This is a genomic window from Stratiformator vulcanicus (assembly GCF_007744515.1).
In the GTDB taxonomy this organism is placed as follows: domain Bacteria; phylum Planctomycetota; class Planctomycetia; order Planctomycetales; family Planctomycetaceae; genus Stratiformator; species Stratiformator vulcanicus.
The window spans coordinates 1,315,429-1,336,109 of the sequence record NZ_CP036268.1 but is presented as its reverse complement, the minus strand read 5'-3'; the positions used below and the strand labels follow the sequence as shown (position 1 = coordinate 1,336,109).

Here is a 20,681-nt window from a genome sequence, read left to right as displayed (position 1 = left end):
CAAACCGGACTATGCGTTGAGCTCTAACGCTTCTTCCCAAGCTGCCATCAAGTCGGAGAGTTTAGACCTTGCGTCGTGATACTCATGCTGCACGGATTGAAGTTCCTTGGGGTTCTTCAAGACATCGGGCCGCACCATATCGGCTTCGAGCGAGGCGATTAGTTCTTCCTGCCGCGTGACGTCAGATTCAATATCTTCGACGGGCCGATAGGGAAACCGCCGCTTCGGCTTCTGTTCCGATTTGGAAGGCTCGGGCTGCTTCTTTTCCTTCTTCGCCTTCTTGGCAGACTGCTCGCTGTCGGGTTGCGCATTGATCGCGTCTCGAAAGGCGACGTAAGCCGTGTAATTGCCCTCATGCTCGATCCACTCTCCCTGCTCCCAGACCAGCACCCGGTTGGCGATTTGGTCGAGGAAGTATCGGTCGTGGCTGACGATCATTAAGGTGCCGCCGAACGCCTTTAATGCCCGTTCCAGTGAATCGCGAGCCCACAGGTCGAGGTGGTTGGTTGGTTCGTCAAGGACCATTACATTAATGTTCAGCGCCGCGAGTCGAGCCAGCGCGACCCGGCTCTTTTCGCCCCCGCTCATCGCACTGATTTTTTGCAGGCCGAGATCGCCTTTGACGCCGAACTTCGCGAGAAGATTTCGGGCCATGCCGGGGGAGAAGTCGAAGTTCTTCGGTGGGCGCACCGCTTCGACCGCGTCGACCTCCGGCGAGACACTACTGAGTTGCTGGTCGTAGTAGCCAACCTCAACATTGGTGCCGAAACGCACCGACCCGGCGTCCGGCTCTTCAACGTTCAAGATCGTCTTTAAGAGTGTGCTCTTGCCGCAGCCGTTCGGGCCGACGAGTCCGATGCGATCACCGCGTTCGATACGAATGGAAAGGTCCTTAAATAATGGACCGTCGTCATAGCCTTTTGTCAGCCCCTTCGCTTCCAGCACCATGTCGCCGGTGCGGGAGGCCTGACCGAAATTCATGTGGATTTCGTCGAAGTCATCCATCGACTCGACCTGCTCGATCCGCTCCATTTTCTTAAGACGATCCTGAGCCTGCCGGCCCTTTTGGCCGTAGCGATTTTTATCGACGAATGTCTGCATCCGCGCGACCGTGTCGGCCTGTTTCTCGGACGTTCGCTCATTCAATTTGTTGCGCTCTTCCCGCTGGCGGCGATAGTCGGTGAAGTTGCCTTTATAGAGCGAGGCCTTGCCGCGGTGCAGTTCGACGATGCGATTCGTCACGCGGTCGAGGAAATAGCGGTCATGGCTGACCAGCACGAATGCGCGATTATCACGGGTCAAGAATTCTTCGAGCCATTCGGTGCTGGCGATGTCGAGATGGTTCGTCGGCTCATCGAGCAGCATCACATCGGGTGCGCGGAGCAGAATTCGGGCCAGCAACACCCGGTTCTGCTGACCGCCGGAGAACGTCGAGAGCGGCCGATCAAAGTCTTCATCGGAAAACCCGAGGCCGTGCAGCACTTCGTCGATGCGGTAGTCGACGTTGTAGGCGTCGAGCCGGGTCAGTTCTTCTTGCAGGTGGTCGTAGCGTTCGTGGATCGCGTCTTCATCGGGAGTGCCGTGAGCATCAGCCATTTTGACGGCCAGTTCTTCGGCCTCGTGCTGTAGATCGTAGAGGTGTTGCAGCCCGGCCTTGGCTTCTTCGAGCAGCGTTCGCTCCGGGGGAAAGTCGGGTTCCTGCTCCAGCATCGAAATGGTGACGTGCCCGGGGGACTCCACGTTGCCGGAATCGGGGTGGTCCTCACCGGTGATGCACTTCAGGAGGGTACTTTTGCCGGTTCCGTTGGGGCCAACGAGTCCGATGCGTTCCCCCACCTTCACGTCGAACGTGACGTTCGCGAAGACCGGATCGCGGTCGAACTGCCGGGTGAGACTGCGGACGCCGAGGAGAATCATTGAGAAAAAGGTGATGGGTTAGTGGCGAGAGGTGAGAGAAAAGAGGAGGGCGAGCAGCAGGTGTAGTGCAACGGCGCGGCGTATCTTTTTACGTCCGTAAAGCAGCGTTTGTAGCGCAAGGCCATTCAGTTGGCAACCAGCATAATCTTCCAGACTTGAACAAGCATGTCGCCATCTGAAATTGTGTAGATGGCGATGAGCGGACCGGCTTGGCAGCCGAGTTCATCTCGTTTGTTGCCGATCGGGGTACCGTTGCGGCGGGGATCGTCACGCAGCCGAACATCAATGGAACGTGATGCTTCAGCCACCTCGTCCCGGTCGAAGTGACTCAGCCAGAGACTCGCTAACTGTTCTTCCGCTTCTTGCTCGTAGATGACGGTGAACCTGGTCATTTGCCAGCCTAGCGTTGCCGAATCCGCTCCCACATCTCGTCAAAGGTGTACATCGCACCCGGGTTGGCCTTTTTGCGATCAATCTCATCCCAGTCAATCTCCGCGATCGCTTTCGCGAATGCAGGATCGATCGGTGTGAACTGACCGAGAAGTTTTCCGCTGGCGTCGCGGACTTCGACCCGCTCGGTCACTCCGCGCAGTGTTTCATGCAGGTTTTCGTCGGCTACGATCGTGGGCATCGCTTTCTCCCGTTAATGGTCACCGGCAATTATCGGTCATTTGCTCAGGACAGGCAATGTTTCGCTTCCCCCAACAAGCCCGCAGCGCCAGCAAGGGATTTCGCTCTAGAATGCTCGCTATCAAGGCAGCGCTCCCTGGCGGTCGCGGCTAAACGGGCCTTTGTACGGTCCACCTTTTTGCGGGTACACGCTACACTTCCGCGTTCCATCAACCCCAGCAGAATTTGCCATGACTACCGCGACAGACGACCGCTCCACGGACGAACTCCTCATCCGCGTCGGACACAGTCCCGATCCCGACGACGCGTTCATGTTTCACGCGCTCGCCAATGACAAGATCGACACGGGCCGCTACCGCTTCACGCACGAGCTGCAGGACATTGAATCTTTGAACCGCCGGGCTTTCACGGGCGAGTTGGAGCTGACCGCCGTCAGCCTGCACGGCTACGCCTACCTCACCGACAAATACGCCGTCTGCAACTGCGGCGCCAGCATGGGTGACGGCTACGGGCCGATGGTCGTGGCTAAGGAAGCGTGGTCGATCGGCGACCTCCGCGGCAAGAAGATCGCCGTCCCGGGGACCTACACGACCGCGTTCCTCGCTCTGAAACTGCTCCTCGGCGACGACTTCACGCATGAGGTCCACGAATTCGACACGATTCTTGATGTCGTCGAACGGGGCGACTGCGACGCGGGGCTGATCATCCACGAAGGCCAGCTCACTTACGGTGATCAGGGGCTGAAGCTCATCGTCGATCTCGGCGTGTGGTGGCAGGAGGACACGGGCCTTCCGCTGCCGTTGGGGGCGAACGCCATCCGCAAAGACCTCGGCCCCGAAGTAATGGAAGAGGTCACCGCCTACCTCAAGCAGTCGATCGAATACGGGCTTGAACACCGGCAGGAAGCCCTCGCCCACGCCGCCAAATACGGTCGCGATCTCGACGAAGCCCGCAACGACAAGTTCGTCGGGATGTACGTCAACGACTGGACGATCGACTTTGGCGACAAGGGCCGCGAAGCGGTGCGACTGCTCCTCAAACGCGGCTATGAGGCGGGGGTGATTCCGAACCCGGTGGAAGTGGAATTTATTGGTTGAGAGCGCGAAATCGCGGCTGGGGAGAAGGCATTGAGCCGAGGGCTGACAGAGCAACGCCGTCGTTGTTCACCTTGGAATAGTAAGCGATTCCCGACGCGACACCGTGTATAACGCCGCCTTGGCCAATGATGCCCCGAAGACTCCAATGGCCAAGCATCATCAGAGAAAAGAAATTTCCGACGCCATCGAGTACGCCTTCAGCCGTGGCTGGACGCTGCATGCGAGCAAGCGGGGCCACAGTTTCGGTATGCTTCGATGTGACGGGGGGACGTGCCAACGACCGGTTTACTCGACCCCACGAAATCCGCACGCGCATGCGAAGGACATTCGGCGGGCCGTGAACAATTGCCGATGCCAGCCGGGAGAAGAATCGTGAAGGAATATCATTTCACTCTGTTCGTCGACAGCAGCGATATTGTCAACGAGGACTTCATCCAGCGGCTGCTCGAAACCGGCGTGCAAGATATGACACCCGGCATCTCCAATGGTCGCGCTGACATCAGTTGCCATGTCGAAGCGGACAGTCTTGAAGAAGCCATTCGGGCATGTGTTGCCGCGTTAAAGGAGGCGGACCCGCTAGCGAGGGTTCTCAGTCTGTCAGTTGAGGGGGAGGAACTTACCACCATTGTGGAAGCGGGATGATTTCATCCGGTCAGCACCCCCAACCGCCGCTCGTTGAGGGGCTCAAGACCCGGTCGATGTGGAGTTTGTGGGGTAAGCTGTTGGCCATTAGCAGTTAGCTGTTAGCATTTGCGAGTTCAAAATCGATATTTCCTCGCGAGCTAATCGCTAACAGCTAAACGCTAACCGCGCAAAGTTATGGCCCAACCCGAGTATCTCCACAATCTATTTTCCCTCTCCGGCAAAACGGCCGTCGTGATTGGCGGTACCGGCGTGCTCGGCGGGGCGATCGGTGTCACGCTGGCCCGGGCGGGGGCGCATTGTGTTCTTGTGGGCCGAGGTGAAGCCAAGGGGCAGGAGAACGTTGAGGCAGTTGAGGCCGTCGATGCCTCGGCTGAGCTTTTCACCGCCGACGCCACAAGACGCGAGGACCTGCAAAAGATTGCCGATCATCTGGTCGCCGAAGATCGGCAGTGCGATGTGCTCGTCAATGCCGCCGGGATCAACTCGGCCACGCCGTTTCTTGAGATCAGCGACGACGAGTGGGATCGCATCTTCCGAGTGAATCTCAATTCCGTCCGGCAGGCGTGTCAGGTGTTCGGGGCGCAAATGCTCGAGCGGAAGGTCGCCGGTTCGATTATCAACATCGCGTCGATGTCGGCGATCACCCCGCTGTCGCGCGTCTTCACCTATTCCGCCTCAAAGGCCGCGGTGCTGAATCTGACGCTCAACCTCGCCCGTGAGTGGGCCCCGCACGGCATCCGCGTCAACGCGCTCTCCCCCGGCTTCTTCCCCGCCGAGCAGAACCGCAAAATATTGTCGCCGGAGCGTGTTGAGAAGATTCTCGGTCACACGCCGATGGCTCGCTTCGGTGAGCCGGAGGAACTCGCCGGGGCCGTCCTGCTATTAGCCGCGCCGGGAGCGGGCAGCTTCATGACTGGCCACAACCTCGCCGTCGACGGCGGCTTCTCGGCCATGACGATCTAAGGGCCGGGAACACGCGCGCATCACACAAGCCCGCAGCGCCAGCAAGGGATTACGCTCTCACGGCGCGAATCTCTCATTCCGATCGACAAACTGCACCAGCGCATGACTCCAAATTCGCGAAACAATCAATTCGCGAAACAGTTCGCCCGTCGAATCGAAGAACGCGCAGCGAAAGAGGTGCACAGCAATCGCTGACACGCCTCGTTCGCATTGGGGCCTCAAATGACCTGTGGCATTTGATAGGGGGCGCGATACTCGTCTCGCGTGAGGTACTGCTCCAGAGAGGACTTGTTGGAGAAATCTCCGCCGGTCAGCTCCAAAGTCTGCCCCGCTCGATAGGCGACGTTACCCAGGTGACACAGATTGCTGGAGAGCACCCCCTCGGCGATTTCGGCGGCGAGGTCCTCCTTGCGGCGACTGCGGATGCACTTGACCCAATTGATCACGTGGTCGGCGTCCATCATCGGGGCACCTTCGACCGCGGCGTAAGGGCCGGGCGTGCGTTCGCGTCCGAGGAAGGTGCGATAGCTGCTGTAGTCGGCGATCTGCATGTAGCCTTCGGTGCCGTAGAAGATGACGCCGACGGCGTTCTTGTGATCGACGAAGGGGTACTTCGTGCCCATGCCGCCTTCGACATTGGTGCAGCCCTCGCGGGTCTCGGCGGTGACCATGAGCTTGTCGTCACCATTGCCCCACTCGTAGGAACAGGCCAGCGTGTTGGGGGTTTCGATATCGCTGTCTGGATAGACCAGATTGCCCCCCATGGCCTGCACGCGGTCGGGATTGCGATCAAGCCCCAGGCCCCAGCGGACCATGTCGAGTTGATGCACGCCCTGGTTGCCGAGGTCGCCGACGCCGAAGTCCCACGTCCAGTTATTGCGGTAGAAATTGAAGTTCGAGTACTCGACGAGCGGACCCGGTCCGCACCACAGGTCCCAGTCGAGTTCCTTCGGCACGGGTCGTTTGCTGTGCTTGCCGAGCGGCTTCCCCCGGAACTTGTAGTTGATCATGCGGGCCATGTAGGGGCGGCCGATGACGCCTTCCTTCAGCTTCTGCATGCCCTCTTGAATGTTCGCGCTGCCGCGGCATTGGGTCCCATGCTGCACGATTCGGCTATTCTGGCGGGCGGCGGCGACCACCTTTTCGCCTTCGTCAAAGTTCTGCGTACCGGGCTTCTCGACGTAGACGTCTTTGCCCGCTTCACACGCCCACACGGTGGCGAGGGCATGCCAGTGATTGGGTGTCGCGATCGTGACGGCGTCGATCGACGCGTCGTCCATAATCTTCCGCAAATCCTGTTCAACTCGCGGGCGATAGCCGACGAGTTCCTCGGCTTTGTCCGCCGCCTTTTCTGCAAATTCGAGGTGACAATCGCAGATCGCGGCGATCTCGACATTGTCATCCTCAGCGGCTTTCGCCAGCGCCTCGATGTGATTCTTGCCCCGATTGCGAACACCGATAACCGCCACGCGGATGCGATCATTGGCATCCGATTTGGCAGCCGAGGCGGGGCCGGCGAGCGCAGCGGCCCCGGCAACGGCAGACGTAGTGGCCAGAAAATCTCGGCGGGAGGGAGAAGTCATATCGAAAGCTCCAACTCAAATTAGCAGTTGTTGATGATTGGATTGTTCGCGAGTTGCGGCCGGGTGTCAAAGGTGAAGCCGTGACGCTGCCCTAAACACCTTGATTTCGGCACTTTTGGGGCCGGGCTGCGGCCTTCGTAGCGGGTATGCCGGTCGTCGCGTAATGGGGGCCACAAAATTGGGTCCCTTGCTGGCGCTGCGGGCTTGTTTGTTAGGAACGCAGCATTCCGGCGCGGTAGAGACCGTCGTAGGCGATGTGGCTGAATAGATACTTCGCGCAGCGAACGCCCACATAGCTGGGCGAGGGGGCGAATCCGAGATGGCGCTGCCGCAGTTTTTTCACCTCGGGCTTACCGACCGACTGCGCCCACGCGTGCGACTTCTGTTCTTCATGCACACGAAACCCGCCCATGAAGCGCGGCAGGCGCGCAAAGTTCGCCCCGGCATCGATAAAGCGAAGCAGCAAATCCCAGTCGAGCGCAAAGCGGAAGTCGGGGTCGATGCCGCCAACGCGATCCCACAGCGATCGCCGCCAGATCAGCGTTTCCTGCGGAACGTAGTCGAACCACCGCAGGGTGCGGCTGCAATGAGGGGGCAGCACCCAACGTCCGATCTCGCGGTCCTCGACATCGATCAGAATGCGATGCCCGTATACGACGTCGATCTCGGGATGTTCGCAAAGGTAATTGGCCGCAGCATTGAGAGCGCCGGGCAGCAGCAGATCGTCGGAGTTCACCCAGCCCATCAGTTCGCCGGAGGTCTTCTCGAAACCTTTGACGATCGCGTCGGCCTGACCGCCGTCGGGGGCACTGACCCACTTTGTGAGGCCCGTTTCGTAGAAGCGAATCACCTCGACAGAATCGTCGGTCGAACCGCCGTCCTGCACGATGTATTCAAGCCGCGGGTAGTTCTGGCTCAGAACACTCTCGATCGTCCGTCCGAGAAATTCCCCCTGATTGAAGCTCGGGGTCACGATCGCCATCGTCGGCGGATCGTTCGGCGGCATCAATTGCTGATACTCGACCGGTAGCGAAAGTGGCTGCGGCTCGTGGTGTCGCCAACTTCGAAGGGGGACAATTCCACGCTTGGCTTTGGGCATCCGTTCCAAAGTTCTCAATCCTTGCTGCGAGCGTTGAGCGCGGTCCATCGTGCGCCGGAGCGCCGAAGCATAGCAAAAAAACGTCGACTTTACGCGAGCGAAATTTCCGATCGCGGGTCGATTTCAGCGAATCAGAAGTTCAATTGGGTGGCCGTGGTCGACATCTTTATGCCGCCCACAGTGATCGTGTCTCTGATGGCACCATCCTGAAGCGGTCGCACGTTCGAGAATTCGCGTTCCAGCGGCCAGCGAAAACGCCGTCCCCGGCCACCCAAAGTGATCACTAGCGATTCGATTCAATCTTTATCGTCGATTGGAAGAAGCTGGACGGCATCAACCACGACGTAGCCGTTGGTATCGTCATTCGTGATTTGCACGATGACTTCATTCTCAAACCGATATCGGCCCAACCTCTGAAACAGCCCGTCGATGTCGGGACGCTTGCGTTGATTCAACGTCAGTTTGGCGAGTTCGTTCTCACCGTCCCAAATGCGTATTGGAACCGCTTGGGCCCGGTTGGAATGCGGGGCGTACGCGACTCGAACCTCGAATCGTCCCGGTTCGAACTCTTTCGTCGAAAATTGGGCCATCAATCGGTTCTTATGCGTATTGCCGTCGTGAAAATAAGCACTGCCCACGCGCTGAGAATTCGACTCTGTTTCGATCCAATGGACCTCCGGACCGGCACCAAGGAGACCAACATCATCGAGAATGATTCCTTTCAGTGACCCGACCGGCACGACCTTCTGGTTTCGCCCCGTGAGCCGCTGCTTGTCCTTCACCAGTCGCTCGCGGAGTTTCTTGTAATCGACATCCTGCACGGCCACGTCGGCGTCGATCGCCATTGCCGCCGCCGTCGCGGCGCTCTGGCCGAGCGTCATGAAGACCGGCTCCATGCGGATGGAGCCGAACGCGATATGCGATGAAGACAGGCAGACCGGCACGAGCAGATTGGTACACTCGGTCCGCTTCGGCACGAGCGACTTGTAGCTGATCGGGTACGGCCCGGCGACGTGTGCCTGGATATTGCCCTCATTGCGGACATGGCCCTCCGGCGTGACGTATCGCTGCATGTGGTGCGAGTCCATGCCGTAGGCAGCCAGTCCGACGGAATCCTCGACGATCGCATCACCGGTGCAGTGATGCTGGGTCATCACGTATGCGCCGATCATCCGCCGGGCTTCGCGGATATAGAGCTGCTGCTGCCAGCCGTCTTCGCTTTCGAACTCGTCCTTGCAGGTTCCCCAGCGGCTGACCTGATCGCGAATCTTCTTGGGAATGCGCGGATGATAGGCCAGCGACCACATCAGGCCCTTCTGGTAGAGCCGGTGTCGTTCGATGATCTCCTGCCGCGTCTTCGCGTCACCTTCCGGGTACTGGTAGTTTTGACCGATAAAATCAGTCGAAAAGCCCTGCTTGTTATTCGTGTCGGTCTTGCGATTCGGCATCGCAGAATTGATCCACGGCACACGGGTCTCCCCCGCTTCGAAATTGCGAAACAGCAGCTCGTACCACTGCTCGTCATAGCCTTCAGGCTTCGCGAAGGGGATGCGGTTCTCGGGGTGATCGGTCAGGCACATGCGGAAGCAATACGCCTGCACGCGATGGTCGGCCGAGCCCTCTTTGCCGGGGCCTTTGGGGTCGACGAACGGCAATAGCCCGCTCGACGGATCGCCCGGGGTGACGTAGGGATCAACGCCTTTGACGAAGTTGTGATTACCCGCCTTAGGGCCTTCCGTCTGCACGCCAGCGAACGACTCGTCGTACTTGTCAATTCCCTCGCGGCCGACGGTGAACGAGACCTTAGCCAACGGTAGCAGATCGCCTTCGTAGGTTGCGTCGATGACGATCTTAGGCTCGTAAATCTGGCCAGATGAGGCGAGGACAAGCTTTATAACTGGTCCGCTATCTTCATCGGACTCGATCATTACTTCATCGATTGAGGTATTGTATTCGACCCGAATATCATGCTCGTCGACGTAGCCCTGCAGAATCTTCAGCGCCGCTGAGGGCTCGAAGGTCCACATCGTGTCTTCTTCCTCGGCGGTCTGGCTTTGGCCGCCGGAACGGTATTCCTCTTTCTTCTGCCACTTCCAATTAGCGGGGTCTTGGTAGTAGGTGCGGACGTCGCGATAGAACTGTCGCGAGAGCCCGCCGACCGCCTGTTTGTTGCCGATGTCGGTCTGGCCGAGGCCACCGGTGGTCAGGCCGCCGATGCGATCGGTCGGTTCGATCACCACGACCGACTTGCCCATCTTCTTCAGTTGCACCGCGGCGATAATCCCGGCGCTGGTCCCGCCGTAGATGACGACCTCAGGCTGATCGTCTGCAGCGTGCGCGACATTAAAATTCGAGGCCGGCGCGAAACAGATGGCGACGGCGAAAGTCATGAGAAGGCGGAGCGACATCTGCGATGAGACCTCGACATGTGTGGTGTATTGGTTAATACCACACATTGTTTCCGCGGGATGTCGGCCGTCGCAAGGGACGCCGATATTCAAAATCTACCGCAACCCGTCGAGCGCGCGGGTTTGGTCGGAGACGAGATGATTTTTCGACGGGATGAATTTGAAGGTTCGAGCGTCAGCCCGACTATACTTGCCGCCAATTTTTGCCTGCCGCCAGATCGTTGACCATCGATCGCCAAGGGAGCGGAGAATATACATTTCTTTCGACTCGTCGTAGCTGATCGTGTCGGCGCGGGCGTAGAAGCTGCGTCCCTCGAGCTCCGCGTTGCCTGCGGCCAGCAACTCGATTGTCGCGGCCTTGCCTTCTTCGCCTTTTTTCTGCGTGACCTGAAGCGATCGGCACCGCATCCACCCGCCTTCAGGCGGCAGCGCCTCCGGTTCGATTGTCGCGGTTCCGTCCGGGACAGGTCCGTAGAGAATCTGCACGCCGCCGTGGAACGTGGCTGTTTGCGGTCCGTCGGTCACTTGGCCATTCTTGCCGATGCGGCCCGACATATTGCCGCTGAAGTCGACCCGCGTGAACTCCCAGTTTGCCTCGTTCTTTTCCACGGTGGTGTTGGCGACGACGGTTGCTTCCACGCTCAGGTTGGCTCGGTCTCGTTCGCCCCGCCGCCATAATTTGACCCATCCGGGTCCTTTGGCGGTTGTCTTGCCGGTCACGTTGTCGACCTGGAATTCCCAGAACTTCGCCCGCCGCGTGCCTTTCTGAACGCCTTCTTCGAACTCGTAGCCGTCGACTTCGACGCCTCGGGTGCAAACGATCGATTCGACCTGCGGACCCTCGTCTTCGGAATCGTCAGCCGGTTCGATTGGCGATTCATTTCCGGTCACAGCCGTCGCTGAGGTCGTCGTGATCGAGTTCGACTTCTGCGATGAGCCTCCAAGGGGCCCGCCGCCGTCGAGCCCCGGGCCGTTCTCGGCGAATGAAATTCGTTCGGTCAGCCGGACGGTCATCTCGCTGCAGATCAATCGGTCGTCGTCCATAATCGTGCGGACTTCGCCAACGAAGTGGGCTTCGCGACCGTCGAAATTCATGCTTTCGGTCCACCACACATCGAGCCGCCCCGGTTCGTCGAGCTCTGCCCCGGAAGACGACTGCTTGACGGGGAGTTCCAGCAAGCCCGCACCGTCGACCCAGGCACGATTGGCACCGCGGTCCAGAGAGATCATGTCGGCTTGAATATGAGCGCCGCGATCACGGACGTGAGCCGGCTTGCCCATGACGTCAGCCAGTTGAGTTCCGTCCGGCTGCCTGCGGACGATGAGTTGGTCGCCGATGATGCGAAACTCTTCGTTGTCGGGGCGCTTCTTCCACATCTGCACATGGCCGGTCGTCACGATCTTACGTATTTGGTCGGACTGCTCAGTCTCGTCCTCGCCTTGGCTTGTCGCGTCAAGGCTCGAAGAGTTCGGCTTCCGTTCCACGGTGACGACGATCTTGTCAGCCACCATGCGATAAGGATCTTCGAGCGGTTCGTCACTCGGTTTCAGCGCGGTCACCCGCTGGGCCTGTCTTGGCGCTGCGACGTTCGTCGGTGAATCGGCAACTGACGCGAATCCGATGTTCCGATCGTTCTGCAGCAGCCCGCCCAATGGTTCGAGCCGACGACCCGAGTCCGGTTTGAGCGGCCGCGGCGGCGATGCGACCGGGTCGGCCGCGGGCACGAAGTCGACTTCCAGCAAGTCGGTTTGAGCGAGAAGCTGCGGGCTGATCAATGAGACCTGATCGCGGGCGACCATCTTCGACGGCTCGAAGTTGGAGGTGGACTCCTCATCAATTGGTGCGGAAGCGTCGGATATAAGGGCGTCCGAAGGGTCCCCTTCGACTGAGTCGGCATACATCGTCACGGTCTGACCGGCGAGGGCGAACTGCTGCCCCGGTCGGCGGACGAGTACGTCCTTAATCATCGTGATCGTTAGTTGCCCTTCACCGCCCACGCCGTTGCGGACGTTCATCTGATCCTTCCAGCGCGCATCGAAGTCCAGCTCACCTGTCTCCGGATCGAGCTGCCGCATCGAACCGCCTTCCAGACAATCAATATCGGTGAATGAACCCGAATCAGTGTGCCGGACGACAACCCGACCCGACGTCAACAGACTCGGGCCGCGGAGAACTCGCACCGGAACTGAACTATCAAAGACGAGCGTTCCGTTTGCGACGTCGTAGGTCGCCGTCTCCGCAAATATTTTGGTGTCGTTGGTCGGCGACGAGACGGCCAACGGAGAGCCGACGGCGATCAGCTTTTGCGGCGACAGGCCGGGATCAACCGGCTGACCCGCCACTTCGCCCGGCGGGAGATTGGCCAATTCCTCCCGTCGTCGCTGCGCGGCTTCTTCCGACTCATCATCCTTCGGCGAAAGCTCGATCGTCAGCGTATTGCAATGCAGGGTATCGGGGGCGCCGTCATCGACCGGACGGTAGACGCGGACGTTCTCGGAGAACGAGGCCACGTTTGTGGCCGGGTCGAATTCGAACGGGCCATCACTAACGACGCGGATCGGCTTGTCGGACTCGTCACCACCGCTCGATTCGTCCGTCGCCTCTTCCGACGTTTTGCGGTCGGTCGTGGCTGCGGCATCGGTTCCCGGAAGCGTCGTCCCTGTCGTCGCCAAGTGAGTGTCGACTTCGCGGCGGACGTGAATGCGGCCCAAACCGCTGAAGGCCACCGTTTCGAACGCCTCGGCGGGTCCGGCTCGAAACAGGTCGATTTCGACGCCGCGGCCTTTGCCATGATGAGGACCGTATTGAAACTCGATCCGCTCGTCGCTCCAGATCTTTTGTGTCTGCTCATCAAACGCGAAGTTGCTACCGGAAATCAGCAGCCCGTCTTTGCCGCGAATCGTCACCGGGCCTTCGAGTGCCCCGAATTGGATGCGGCCGGGGTTCGAATCGGCGATTCGAACAGCACCTTGAAAGCGGAGGTAGGCCGAAGCGGCCGTAACCGTAATCGGTCGCGTGTCTTCGCCGCCGTTTTCACCCCCGCCGGTGCCCTGCAAAATCATCGCGAACGGTCGCATCCGAATCGCATGATCGTCCTCGACCGTTTCCCACGCGTTGGTAAACAGGACGGCCTGATCATTCCTCAGTTGGTAATTCGCTGTTTGAGCCCATGGCTCGTCTTCCAGGAACTGCTCCGCGGATCGGCGGTTGTGCGATGGCTGCGGCGCGGGAGCCGTTGACGTACCGGCCAAGTTGCCGATCGGCTCAGGTGTTTCGAATTCAAACAGTGGTCGCGTCAGATGCGCGTAACCGAAGCTTAGTCCGCAGATGATCGCCGTCACGCCGAGCGTGAAGGCTGCGAATTTCAGTCCGCCGCTTGAGTTTTTGCGGGCGTTTGCGTCACTCATACCGGCCGTCCGTTGTCGGGGTGACCGGGGTAGTAGGGTGCGTCGGCGATGATGCGTGCTCCGCTTCCGGCACGAGTCCGAGCACGTCGGTCACGTCGATCAGCCCCACGGGGCGTCCTTCCGAATCGACGACGGGTAACTCGCTCAGCTTTCGCGCCGACAAAATTTCGACCGCCACTTCCAACATGCGGTCCGACGTGACGGTGATCGGGCGATGTGTCATCACACTGGAGATCGGTTCGTCGAGCCGTGTTTCTTCGCGGCGTTCCAATAATCGGGCCAGATCGCTGTCGGTGAACAGGCCGGTCAGCAGTCCCTCGTCATCAACGAGCATAACGGCCCCGGTGCGTCGGCCCGGTCGAGCCGATTCGGCCAGAACGTCACGTACGGCGGTATTCTGCGACGAGATTCGCAATTCCTCCCCGGTCCGCATGACGTCCTTGATCCGTGACAGACGACGGCCAAGGCTGCCGCCGGGATGGAACAGGGCGAATCGCTGCGGCGTGAACCCGCGGCGCCGGCTCAGCGTGACGGCGAGTGCATCGCCCAAGGCGATCATGACCGTCGTACTTGTCGTGGGAGCAAGATTGTGATCGTCGACTTCGACCTGCTTGCCGATCTCGATCGTCACTTGAGCCGCCGCTCCGAGCGTGCTGCCCGCGCTGGCCGTCACAGCGACGACCGGCACGCCCATCCGATCGAGCAGCGGCAGCAAGCGATTGAGTTCATCGGTCTCGCCGCTGTGCGACAGCGCGATGACGACGTCGTCCTCGTGGACGCAGCCGAGGTCACCGTGCACGGCTTCGGCCGGATGCAACACATGGGCGCGAATGCCGAGCGATGACAGGCTCGCGGCGATTTTCTGGCCGACCAGTCCTGCCTTGCCAATCCCGGTGACGATTACGCTGCCGGTCACGGAGTCGATCAGATCGACGGCTGCGCAAAACGAAGTATCGAGCCGTGAGGCCAACGATTCGAGGGCGTTCGCCTCAACGCGCAAAATGTCTCTGGCAGAACGGAGTTGTTCGACGTGATCGAACGGGACGACGCTGCGAGCGGCCGCGGACATGAACTGTGGCCCCGGAAAATGATATCGGCGCAGGGCCGACCGGAATATGGCGGGGGCGGAGTATAGGTGCGCACCGCGATTTGGGTCAATGTGCGGTTGGGCGTCGTAAACCCATACGCCACAGAAGTTTGGGAATACCACCCGTGGGGCGGGCTGTGCCCGCCAAAGCGAGGAGCGGGGATCGGGAAGCGAGAAGCGAGAAGCGAGAAGCGAGAAGCGAGAAGCGAGAAGCGAGAAGCGGGAAGCGAGAAGCGAGAAGCGAGAAGCGAGAAGCGAGAAGCGAGGAGCAAGGAGCAAGGAGCGAAACCCGCGGCAGGCACAGCCCGCCCTACATTCCCCAACAAGCCGAGGTTCCTGTGAACCGCGGATCAAACGCGCGGTTGAACTTCGAATAACTCGTCGGGCATCGCAACGCGCTCGGCCACCTCTCCTAAGGAACAGGTGCTTGTCGCAGCGCCTCCCGACATTAATAAGGCCGATCCGACGTCAGGTACTCGACCAATCGTTCGACATACTTATTCGCTCGTCCCGATGTCTTGCCGTCGCGAAGGGGCAGGTTCTTAATCGTCGCGATGCGTTGTTCGCTGAGTTCGCCCACGTGCGTGAGCGCATTCAGCGCGGCGTCGGCGACGTAGTTGCCGTGCTTGCGGACGTCGGCGAGGCCCATGAGGAGGTCGATCGCTCGTTCGCGGTCGGACTTTTTGCCGAACCGGGCGACCGCTTCGGCGGCGACGATCTGCACCGAGGGGGAGTCGTCGCTGAGGGCATCGAGCAGGACGGCGTAATGGTCGGAGTCGCCGCCGATCTTCGCAATTAATAAACCGGTGATCGCCCAATAACGAACTCCAGGATTGGAAGCCGAGCGGTAGGTCTTCGCCAGCGACGGATTCCAGTGCGAGGGGTTCGCCTGCTCCGAAGCGAGGTACGCCGTCCCGAACAGTTCTTTGAGTGGGTACCGCTCAGAGTCGTGACAGAACTCATAGGGCGACAGTTCCCCGCGCTGCCGATGCAGCATTTCTTCGGGATAGAAACCAGTGTCTCGAATGGCGAAGACATGCTCCTTTAGGGCAACGCGAAGTTCGCGTATCTTCGATCGCCGCAACGGGTCTTCAATCAAGTTGCGAGTTTCATCGGGATCGTTCTTCAGGTCGTAAAGTTCCTCCGGTGCCTTCTCCTCCCAGAAGGTCGACTGCGCGTCGTTCAACTTTCCTGCCTGAAACTGCTCGTTCCACACTTGCGTTGTCGGCGTTTGATACTGGTAGGCAAGAAATGCCCCCGGCGTGCGGTGCGGCATGAAGTTGCGGACGTAAACGTACCGTCCGTCGGTCACGCTGCGGACCATGTCGATCCGCTCGTCCATCCGGCCGCGATAGCCGAACAGATATTTCTTCTCCGGGCCGTTTTGCTCCCCGAGAAACGGGGTGCCCTGCATGTAGTCCGGCACGTCGATGCTTGCGAGTGACAGCAGTGTCGGGGCGAGATCGACGAAGGCGGTGAGGCGTACGACCTTCAAGCCCGGCTCGTAGTCGCCGGGGAACATCGAGCGGTACTTCTCGGGGATTCGGATCACGAGCGGCACGTGCAGGCCGCTGTTCTTCGGCGAGCGCTTGCTCCGCGGCATGCCCGAGCCGTGATCGCCGTAATAGAACACGATCGTGTCTTCGGCGAGGCCGTCTTCTTCGAGCTGCCTGAGGACTTCACCGACCTGCCGATCCATCTCGGTGATCTTGTCGTAATACTGAGCCCAGTCGCGGCGAACCTCCGGCGTGTCGGGATGATAGGCCGGGACCCGAACTCCCGCCGGATCATGCACCGGCGTGTGAGGCCGCATCCGCAGTTTGCTTTCGTGGCTCGTCGTGAAGTTCGTGATGCAAAAGAACGGCTGGCCTTCGCTCCGCTGCCGCCAGGGATACTTCCCTTTCTTCCCGTCCCACAGCTTGCCTGACTTCTCGACGTTGTAGTCTTCCTTCGTCCAATTCGAGGTGAAGTAGCCGTTGTCCCGCATGATCTTCGGATACAGATCGAAGCCCGGCGGCATTGGGACGCCGCTGCGCATGTGCTCGCCACCCACGCTCGTGGCGTACATGCCGGTGACGATTGTCGTTCGGGCCGGCGCGCAAACCGGGGCGTTCGACCAGCACTTCTGATAGATCAGTCCCTCGGCAGCGAGGCGATCAATATTCGGCGTATCGGCGTATTCGTCGCCGTAGGCGCCGATGTGAGGGCCGTTGTCTTCGCTGGTGAGCCAGAGGACGTTTGGTCGATCGGCGGACTGAGCAGCAGCGGAAACCGCGGCAAGACAAAACAAAGCAAGCAGCGACAGACGCATAGTTGAGCAACCTCGAAGGGGCGGGACAGATCAGTCCCCATTGAAGTGAGTCGATAGAGGACTCGCAAGGTTGCGCCGCCCAGGGTGCGATCGGAGCTATTGATGTCGATGAGCGCCGGCACTCGTTTTCGCCGCGGGATCGCTCGGAGCGTTTACTGAAAACTGGTCGCCGAATGCACCGGTCAGGGCGGGGCATTTCGCGAGTTGGAAGCTAAATCGCGCAACTCCGAGCCTATCAATAGACGCCGTTCTACTTTCAAGCCAAAGAAGCCATGAGTGTTTGGACCCAGCAAAACGCGTTGCGGTACGTCACTGAGCCGAGCCACACCGGTGGTGCGGCGCTCTCCGACAATTTTCGCTGGCTTGCCGGGAATTTACCGGCTGCCGTTTCGATCGACGGCGATCACAACGCCCAGCCCGGAGAGTTCGTGATCTGTGATACGTCGGCCGGAGGGTTGACGGTCACTTTACCTGACACACCCCTTGCCGATAGCCGCGTCGGTGTCTTCTTCGATCAAGGGACCGCTCGCCTGACCGTGCATGCGGGAAACGGCACGATCGTCGGCGGCGGGAGTACGATCACGCTCTTCGTTTCGGCCGAAATTGCGGGAAGCGGCGATGGAGTTGCGCTGCGTCATCTCGGTGGCGGTCGCTGGCTCATCGAGCACGACGGGCGACGGACGCATCGCTGTCGACTCGATCGACAGAACCCGCAAACACTTGCCAATGGCGTGGCCACAAAAATCGAATTCGACGCAACGAACTTCGACATCGGCGGAATGGCTGACTTGAGCGGTGACCGAATCGTGATCCAACGCGATTCCATCTATTCAGTCGAAATTTTCTGCGCGGTCGACGGTTGGCTTGGCGCCGGCACCTACTTCATCCTGACGGCATCGGCGACGGGATCGAGAATCTTGGAAAAAGTCGTCGTCGGCAGTGCCACCAGTTCTTGGCTCGCGGGCGAAGTCGCGACCACGTTGCCGCTCGCAGCAGGTGCCGTGATAGAAATGAACATTTTCCAGTCGAGCGGCGCAAATCGCCAAACGTCGCCAGCGTCATTCAAGCTCCCGAATCTCGTGGTCACCGAACTTCGACGCTAAAGCGGTTGCCTTCAATTGGTGGCTTTCAGAACCGCAATGCCGGCAAGTTTGAAAAAAATCGCCAGCGGAAACTGCGAGACTTGCGCGAAAATCGCTCTGCGATCTTTTCGATCGCCAATCGCTACGGCTCATTCCGCGAATTTGTGGGGAAATCACAAAGCGGTACACTCCGCGTCGGCTCCGCCAACACTTCGGCCAACGTGGTCCGGGCGAAAGCGGATTCCACCTGCTCCAGTGCCGCATCGAGTCGGTGGTGCAGCGGGCAAAGGTTGGCACCATGTGCCTTAAGTTGCAGGGGACAAGTCCGGATTCGTTCGATCGGATCAACAGCGTTGACAACCTCCAGAATCGTCAATTCAGCCGGGTCACAATTCAGGCAGACCCCGCCGCCAGCACCGCGAGTGGTCTTGATGATGCCGGCCTTGGACAACGCCTGAAGCACCTTCGTCAGATAGGCCCGCGGCACCTGAGTGACCTCGGCCACTTCATCCGTCCGCAACAAAGCGGGCGACCGCTGCGCCAGCAGCACGACCGAACGGAGCGCGTATTCGACGGTTTGGGAAATCATCACGCCTTAAAGTGGACGTTGACATCCACTTTTTCCGCCGGTAGGTTTTTGAATCGGATGAAGTGGTCCAGTTTAGCCGGGCCTTGTCCGATGTCCACACGCTTTCGTTCACGCTCTCACTGAAGAGGTCTGCCATGCAACACATCGACGAGCCGAAACTGGAAGAGGATCTCGCCTACCGATTCGGCTATCTGGCCGAGTTTATCGGATTCGGGGAAGACGACGTCGCCGCCGTCCACGGGGCCGCGCCCGCTGTTGCGCCGCTGGTGCCGTCGCTCGTCGATGCCGTCTACGAAAAACTCTTCAGCTACGATGCGACGAAGCGACACTTCGTCCCGCGTCAACACGGCTACGAAGGCGACGTGCCGCCGAGTATCGAAGAGTTGACCGTCGATCATCCGATGATCGCCTTCCGTAAGCAGCATTTGGGACGCTATCTGCAAACGCTCGTCACGAAGCCTTACGACGGAAAGATGGCGGAATACCTCGACATGGTCGGCAAGATTCACACGCCCAAAGCCGGAAGCCAGCAACTGCACGTTCCGCTTGTCCAAATGAACGCGCTGATGGGATTCGTCGCAGATGCCTTCGTGGCGACAATCACGGGGCTGGGACTCGATCGCGAAACGGAAGTCCGCACGCTCCGCGCATTCAACAAGCTGCTGTGGATTCAGAACGACCTCATCACGCGGCACTATCAAAATCTCGAACAAGATCGATAGGGTCGGACGAAGGAGCTGTGCAAGCCGAGAAAGCGTCGACGCCGGGACGCCGATGAGGGCCGTCTGCCGACTTCGGACCGCCGTTACTATAATCCGATTCGGCTTTAGCGGCCGAATACGGCGTTGTCGCGGAACATTTCTGCCCGGTCGAGCAGGTCGTCGGTCGGCACGGAGATCATCGGTCGCAAGTTGTAGGCGACCTTCTGACGATTCGTGATCATGACCGGTGAGAGATTCTCCGAGAAGAAGTCGACCCCGAACCATTGATACGGCGGGGCTTTGAACTCCTGCATTGTGGTCAGAGTCTCGTAGCCGTCTTTGATCAACGTAATTTCGCGCTCGGCGTAGTAGGTGAAGTCGATCGAGGCCGGCGTGTATCCGACCTCTTCACCATCAACAAGCACAAACGCCCCGGGCGGATTGGATTGGATCGTCAGCCGCCGCTGCACCGAATTACATCCGGTAGCGAACACAGTCGACAACGCGATCACCACGCCGATCAGCGCCCGTCGCCGTCCGAATTGGCCGTGGCGATACGCCATTGACCCGGTCTGTTCGTTAAGAATCGAGGCTGTCGGCAGAAACAGTGTGGGGGTGATCATCGGATTCGACGCGAATCCTTTCGAGAGGCCAATCCCCGTGAGGAAGGGACAGACTCTGCCCGATGCGCGGCGGGATTGTAGCGAACTGACCCGCTGCCGCAAGAGGGGTCCGAAAGCTGGGTATTGGGTCAGTTCGCAGGGATCAGAAGTTCGGGAGGGTGGCTGCGGACGGCGTTCTTACGACGCCCACGGGGAACTTGTCACTACCGACGCCTTCGCTAGACCGTCCAAATTCGAGATATTTCGTTCCGGGGGCGGCGAAAGCGCCGTCCCCGGCCACCCGCCGCAAGATGGGTCCGAAAGCTGGCGGTCACGCACATTTCGCTGGAGAAGATTCGAACGACGCGGGGACGCGATCAATTCGCGAAACGGGCCCTCGTGGGGGCACTGAGTAAGAATACTAATTTCAGTGGAGACATCGAGTTTAGCGCCGAATGGTCCGAAGACAGTTCCTTCTATCGACTGCTTCGTTACCATACCGCCCGAGAAGGCAAGACGAACTTCGGGTCCTCCCGCGGCCCGCGACCCTTCCTCGGCC

The 20,681-nt window shown here is 59.7% G+C and carries 16 protein-coding genes and 1 pseudogene; 5 read left to right on the top strand and 12 right to left on the bottom strand.

Features of this window, described 5'->3' with window-relative positions; all coding sequences use genetic code 11:
• Positions 1-9 precede the first annotated feature (9 nt).
• From Pan189_RS21800 to Pan189_RS05080, 4 genes and pseudogenes are all read right to left on the bottom strand, one after another.
• Positions 10-981, bottom strand: coding sequence for an ATP-binding cassette domain-containing protein (locus tag Pan189_RS21800; RefSeq protein ID WP_445785727.1), 972 nt, complete (start codon positions 979-981; stop codon positions 10-12).
• A 27-nt stretch (positions 982-1,008) separates the two neighbouring features.
• Positions 1,009-1,917: pseudogene (locus tag Pan189_RS21795) on the bottom strand (ABC-F family ATP-binding cassette domain-containing protein); the annotation flags it as partial.
• A gap of 125 nt (positions 1,918-2,042) precedes the next feature.
• Complete coding sequence (locus Pan189_RS05085) at positions 2,043-2,309, bottom strand: hypothetical protein (protein WP_145362874.1); 267 nt, start codon at positions 2,307-2,309, stop codon at positions 2,043-2,045.
• Between the two features lie 8 nt (positions 2,310-2,317).
• Positions 2,318-2,548, bottom strand: coding sequence for a hypothetical protein (locus Pan189_RS05080; RefSeq protein ID WP_145362873.1), 231 nt, complete (start codon positions 2,546-2,548; stop codon positions 2,318-2,320).
• Positions 2,549-2,777: 229 nt separating this feature from the next.
• Here Pan189_RS05080 and Pan189_RS05075 point away from each other — a divergent pair, with 229 nt between their 5' ends.
• The 3 genes from Pan189_RS05075 (at position 2,778) to Pan189_RS05060 (ending at position 5,252) form a co-directional block, all read left to right on the top strand.
• Entirely contained in the window at positions 2,778-3,644 is an 867-nt protein-coding gene (locus Pan189_RS05075) for a menaquinone biosynthesis family protein (protein WP_145362872.1), read from the top strand.
• A 372-nt stretch (positions 3,645-4,016) separates the two neighbouring features.
• Entirely contained in the window at positions 4,017-4,286 is a 270-nt protein-coding gene (locus tag Pan189_RS05065; RefSeq protein WP_145362870.1) for a hypothetical protein, read from the top strand.
• Between the two features lie 177 nt (positions 4,287-4,463).
• On the top strand, positions 4,464-5,252 hold the full coding sequence (locus Pan189_RS05060; RefSeq protein WP_145362869.1) for an SDR family oxidoreductase: 789 nt from the start codon (positions 4,464-4,466) through the stop codon (positions 5,250-5,252).
• Between the two features lie 218 nt (positions 5,253-5,470).
• Here the strand turns inward: Pan189_RS05060 and Pan189_RS05055 are convergent, their stop codons facing one another.
• The 6 genes from Pan189_RS05055 to Pan189_RS05025 all read right to left on the bottom strand — a co-directional run bounded on the left by Pan189_RS05055 (position 5,471) and on the right by Pan189_RS05025 (position 17,148).
• A complete protein-coding gene (locus Pan189_RS05055) occupies positions 5,471-6,835 on the bottom strand; it encodes a Gfo/Idh/MocA family protein (protein ID WP_145366099.1) in 1,365 nt (454 codons plus the stop codon).
• Between the two features lie 211 nt (positions 6,836-7,046).
• Positions 7,047-7,934: a glycosyltransferase family 2 protein gene (locus Pan189_RS05050; RefSeq protein ID WP_310821101.1), complete on the bottom strand. Its 888-nt coding sequence runs from the start codon at positions 7,932-7,934 to the stop codon at positions 7,047-7,049.
• 296 nt (positions 7,935-8,230) lie between these two features.
• On the bottom strand, positions 8,231-10,324 hold the full coding sequence (locus Pan189_RS05045; protein WP_375154902.1) for an FAD-dependent oxidoreductase: 2,094 nt from the start codon (positions 10,322-10,324) through the stop codon (positions 8,231-8,233).
• Between the two features lie 114 nt (positions 10,325-10,438).
• On the bottom strand, positions 10,439-13,750 hold the full coding sequence (locus Pan189_RS05040; RefSeq protein WP_145362867.1) for a hypothetical protein: 3,312 nt from the start codon (positions 13,748-13,750) through the stop codon (positions 10,439-10,441).
• Positions 13,743-14,819 (bottom strand): KpsF/GutQ family sugar-phosphate isomerase, encoded by a 1,077-nt coding sequence (locus Pan189_RS05035; protein ID WP_145362866.1) that lies wholly within the window; start codon positions 14,817-14,819, stop codon positions 13,743-13,745. Before Pan189_RS05035 ends, Pan189_RS05040 begins: the two co-directional genes overlap by 8 nt.
• A 466-nt stretch (positions 14,820-15,285) precedes the next feature.
• The gene (locus Pan189_RS05025; RefSeq protein WP_145362864.1) at positions 15,286-17,148 is read right to left on the bottom strand and encodes a sulfatase-like hydrolase/transferase; all 1,863 of its coding nucleotides are present in this window, start codon (positions 17,146-17,148) and stop codon (positions 15,286-15,288) included.
• 272 nt (positions 17,149-17,420) lie between these two features.
• Here Pan189_RS05025 and Pan189_RS05020 point away from each other — a divergent pair, with 272 nt between their 5' ends.
• A complete protein-coding gene (locus Pan189_RS05020; RefSeq protein ID WP_145362863.1) occupies positions 17,421-18,251 on the top strand; it encodes a hypothetical protein in 831 nt (276 codons plus the stop codon).
• Positions 18,252-18,372: 121 nt separating this feature from the next.
• Here Pan189_RS05020 and Pan189_RS05015 read toward each other — a convergent pair whose 3' ends face one another.
• On the bottom strand, positions 18,373-18,819 hold the full coding sequence (locus tag Pan189_RS05015) for an RrF2 family transcriptional regulator (protein WP_145362862.1): 447 nt from the start codon (positions 18,817-18,819) through the stop codon (positions 18,373-18,375).
• A gap of 134 nt (positions 18,820-18,953) precedes the next feature.
• Here Pan189_RS05015 and Pan189_RS05010 point away from each other — a divergent pair, with 134 nt between their 5' ends.
• Positions 18,954-19,541, top strand: a complete 588-nt coding sequence (locus Pan189_RS05010) for a protoglobin family protein (protein WP_145362861.1) — start codon at positions 18,954-18,956, stop codon at positions 19,539-19,541.
• Between the two features lie 104 nt (positions 19,542-19,645).
• Here the strand turns inward: Pan189_RS05010 and Pan189_RS05005 are convergent, their stop codons facing one another.
• The gene (locus tag Pan189_RS05005) at positions 19,646-20,143 is read right to left on the bottom strand and encodes a PEGA domain-containing protein (protein ID WP_310821100.1); all 498 of its coding nucleotides are present in this window, start codon (positions 20,141-20,143) and stop codon (positions 19,646-19,648) included.
• Positions 20,144-20,681: the final 538 nt, after the last annotated feature.

Bases quoted from the DNA above. Each gene is read 5' to 3' on its own strand.
- Pan189_RS21800 (WP_445785727.1), bottom strand. From the start codon at position 981: ATGAATTTCGGTCAGGCCTCCCGCACCGGCGACATGGTGCTGGAAGCG.
- Pan189_RS05085 (WP_145362874.1), bottom strand. From the start codon at position 2,309: ATGACCAGGTTCACCGTCATCTACGAGCAAGAAGCGGAAGAACAGTTA.
- Pan189_RS05080 (WP_145362873.1), bottom strand. From the start codon at position 2,548: ATGCCCACGATCGTAGCCGACGAAAACCTGCATGAAACACTGCGCGGA.
- Pan189_RS05075 (WP_145362872.1), top strand. From the start codon at position 2,778: ATGACTACCGCGACAGACGACCGCTCCACGGACGAACTCCTCATCCGC.
- Pan189_RS05060 (WP_145362869.1), top strand. From the start codon at position 4,464: ATGGCCCAACCCGAGTATCTCCACAATCTATTTTCCCTCTCCGGCAAA.
- Pan189_RS05055 (WP_145366099.1), bottom strand. From the start codon at position 6,835: ATGACTTCTCCCTCCCGCCGAGATTTTCTGGCCACTACGTCTGCCGTT.
- Pan189_RS05050 (WP_310821101.1), bottom strand. From the start codon at position 7,934: ATGCCCAAAGCCAAGCGTGGAATTGTCCCCCTTCGAAGTTGGCGACAC.
- Pan189_RS05045 (WP_375154902.1), bottom strand. From the start codon at position 10,324: ATGACTTTCGCCGTCGCCATCTGTTTCGCGCCGGCCTCGAATTTTAAT.
- Pan189_RS05040 (WP_145362867.1), bottom strand. From the start codon at position 13,750: ATGAGTGACGCAAACGCCCGCAAAAACTCAAGCGGCGGACTGAAATTC.
- Pan189_RS05035 (WP_145362866.1), bottom strand. From the start codon at position 14,819: ATGTCCGCGGCCGCTCGCAGCGTCGTCCCGTTCGATCACGTCGAACAA.
- Pan189_RS05025 (WP_145362864.1), bottom strand. From the start codon at position 17,148: ATGCGTCTGTCGCTGCTTGCTTTGTTTTGTCTTGCCGCGGTTTCCGCT.
- Pan189_RS05020 (WP_145362863.1), top strand. From the start codon at position 17,421: ATGAGTGTTTGGACCCAGCAAAACGCGTTGCGGTACGTCACTGAGCCG.
- Pan189_RS05015 (WP_145362862.1), bottom strand. From the start codon at position 18,819: ATGATTTCCCAAACCGTCGAATACGCGCTCCGTTCGGTCGTGCTGCTG.
- Pan189_RS05010 (WP_145362861.1), top strand. From the start codon at position 18,954: ATGCAACACATCGACGAGCCGAAACTGGAAGAGGATCTCGCCTACCGA.
- Pan189_RS05005 (WP_310821100.1), bottom strand. From the start codon at position 20,143: ATGATCACCCCCACACTGTTTCTGCCGACAGCCTCGATTCTTAACGAA.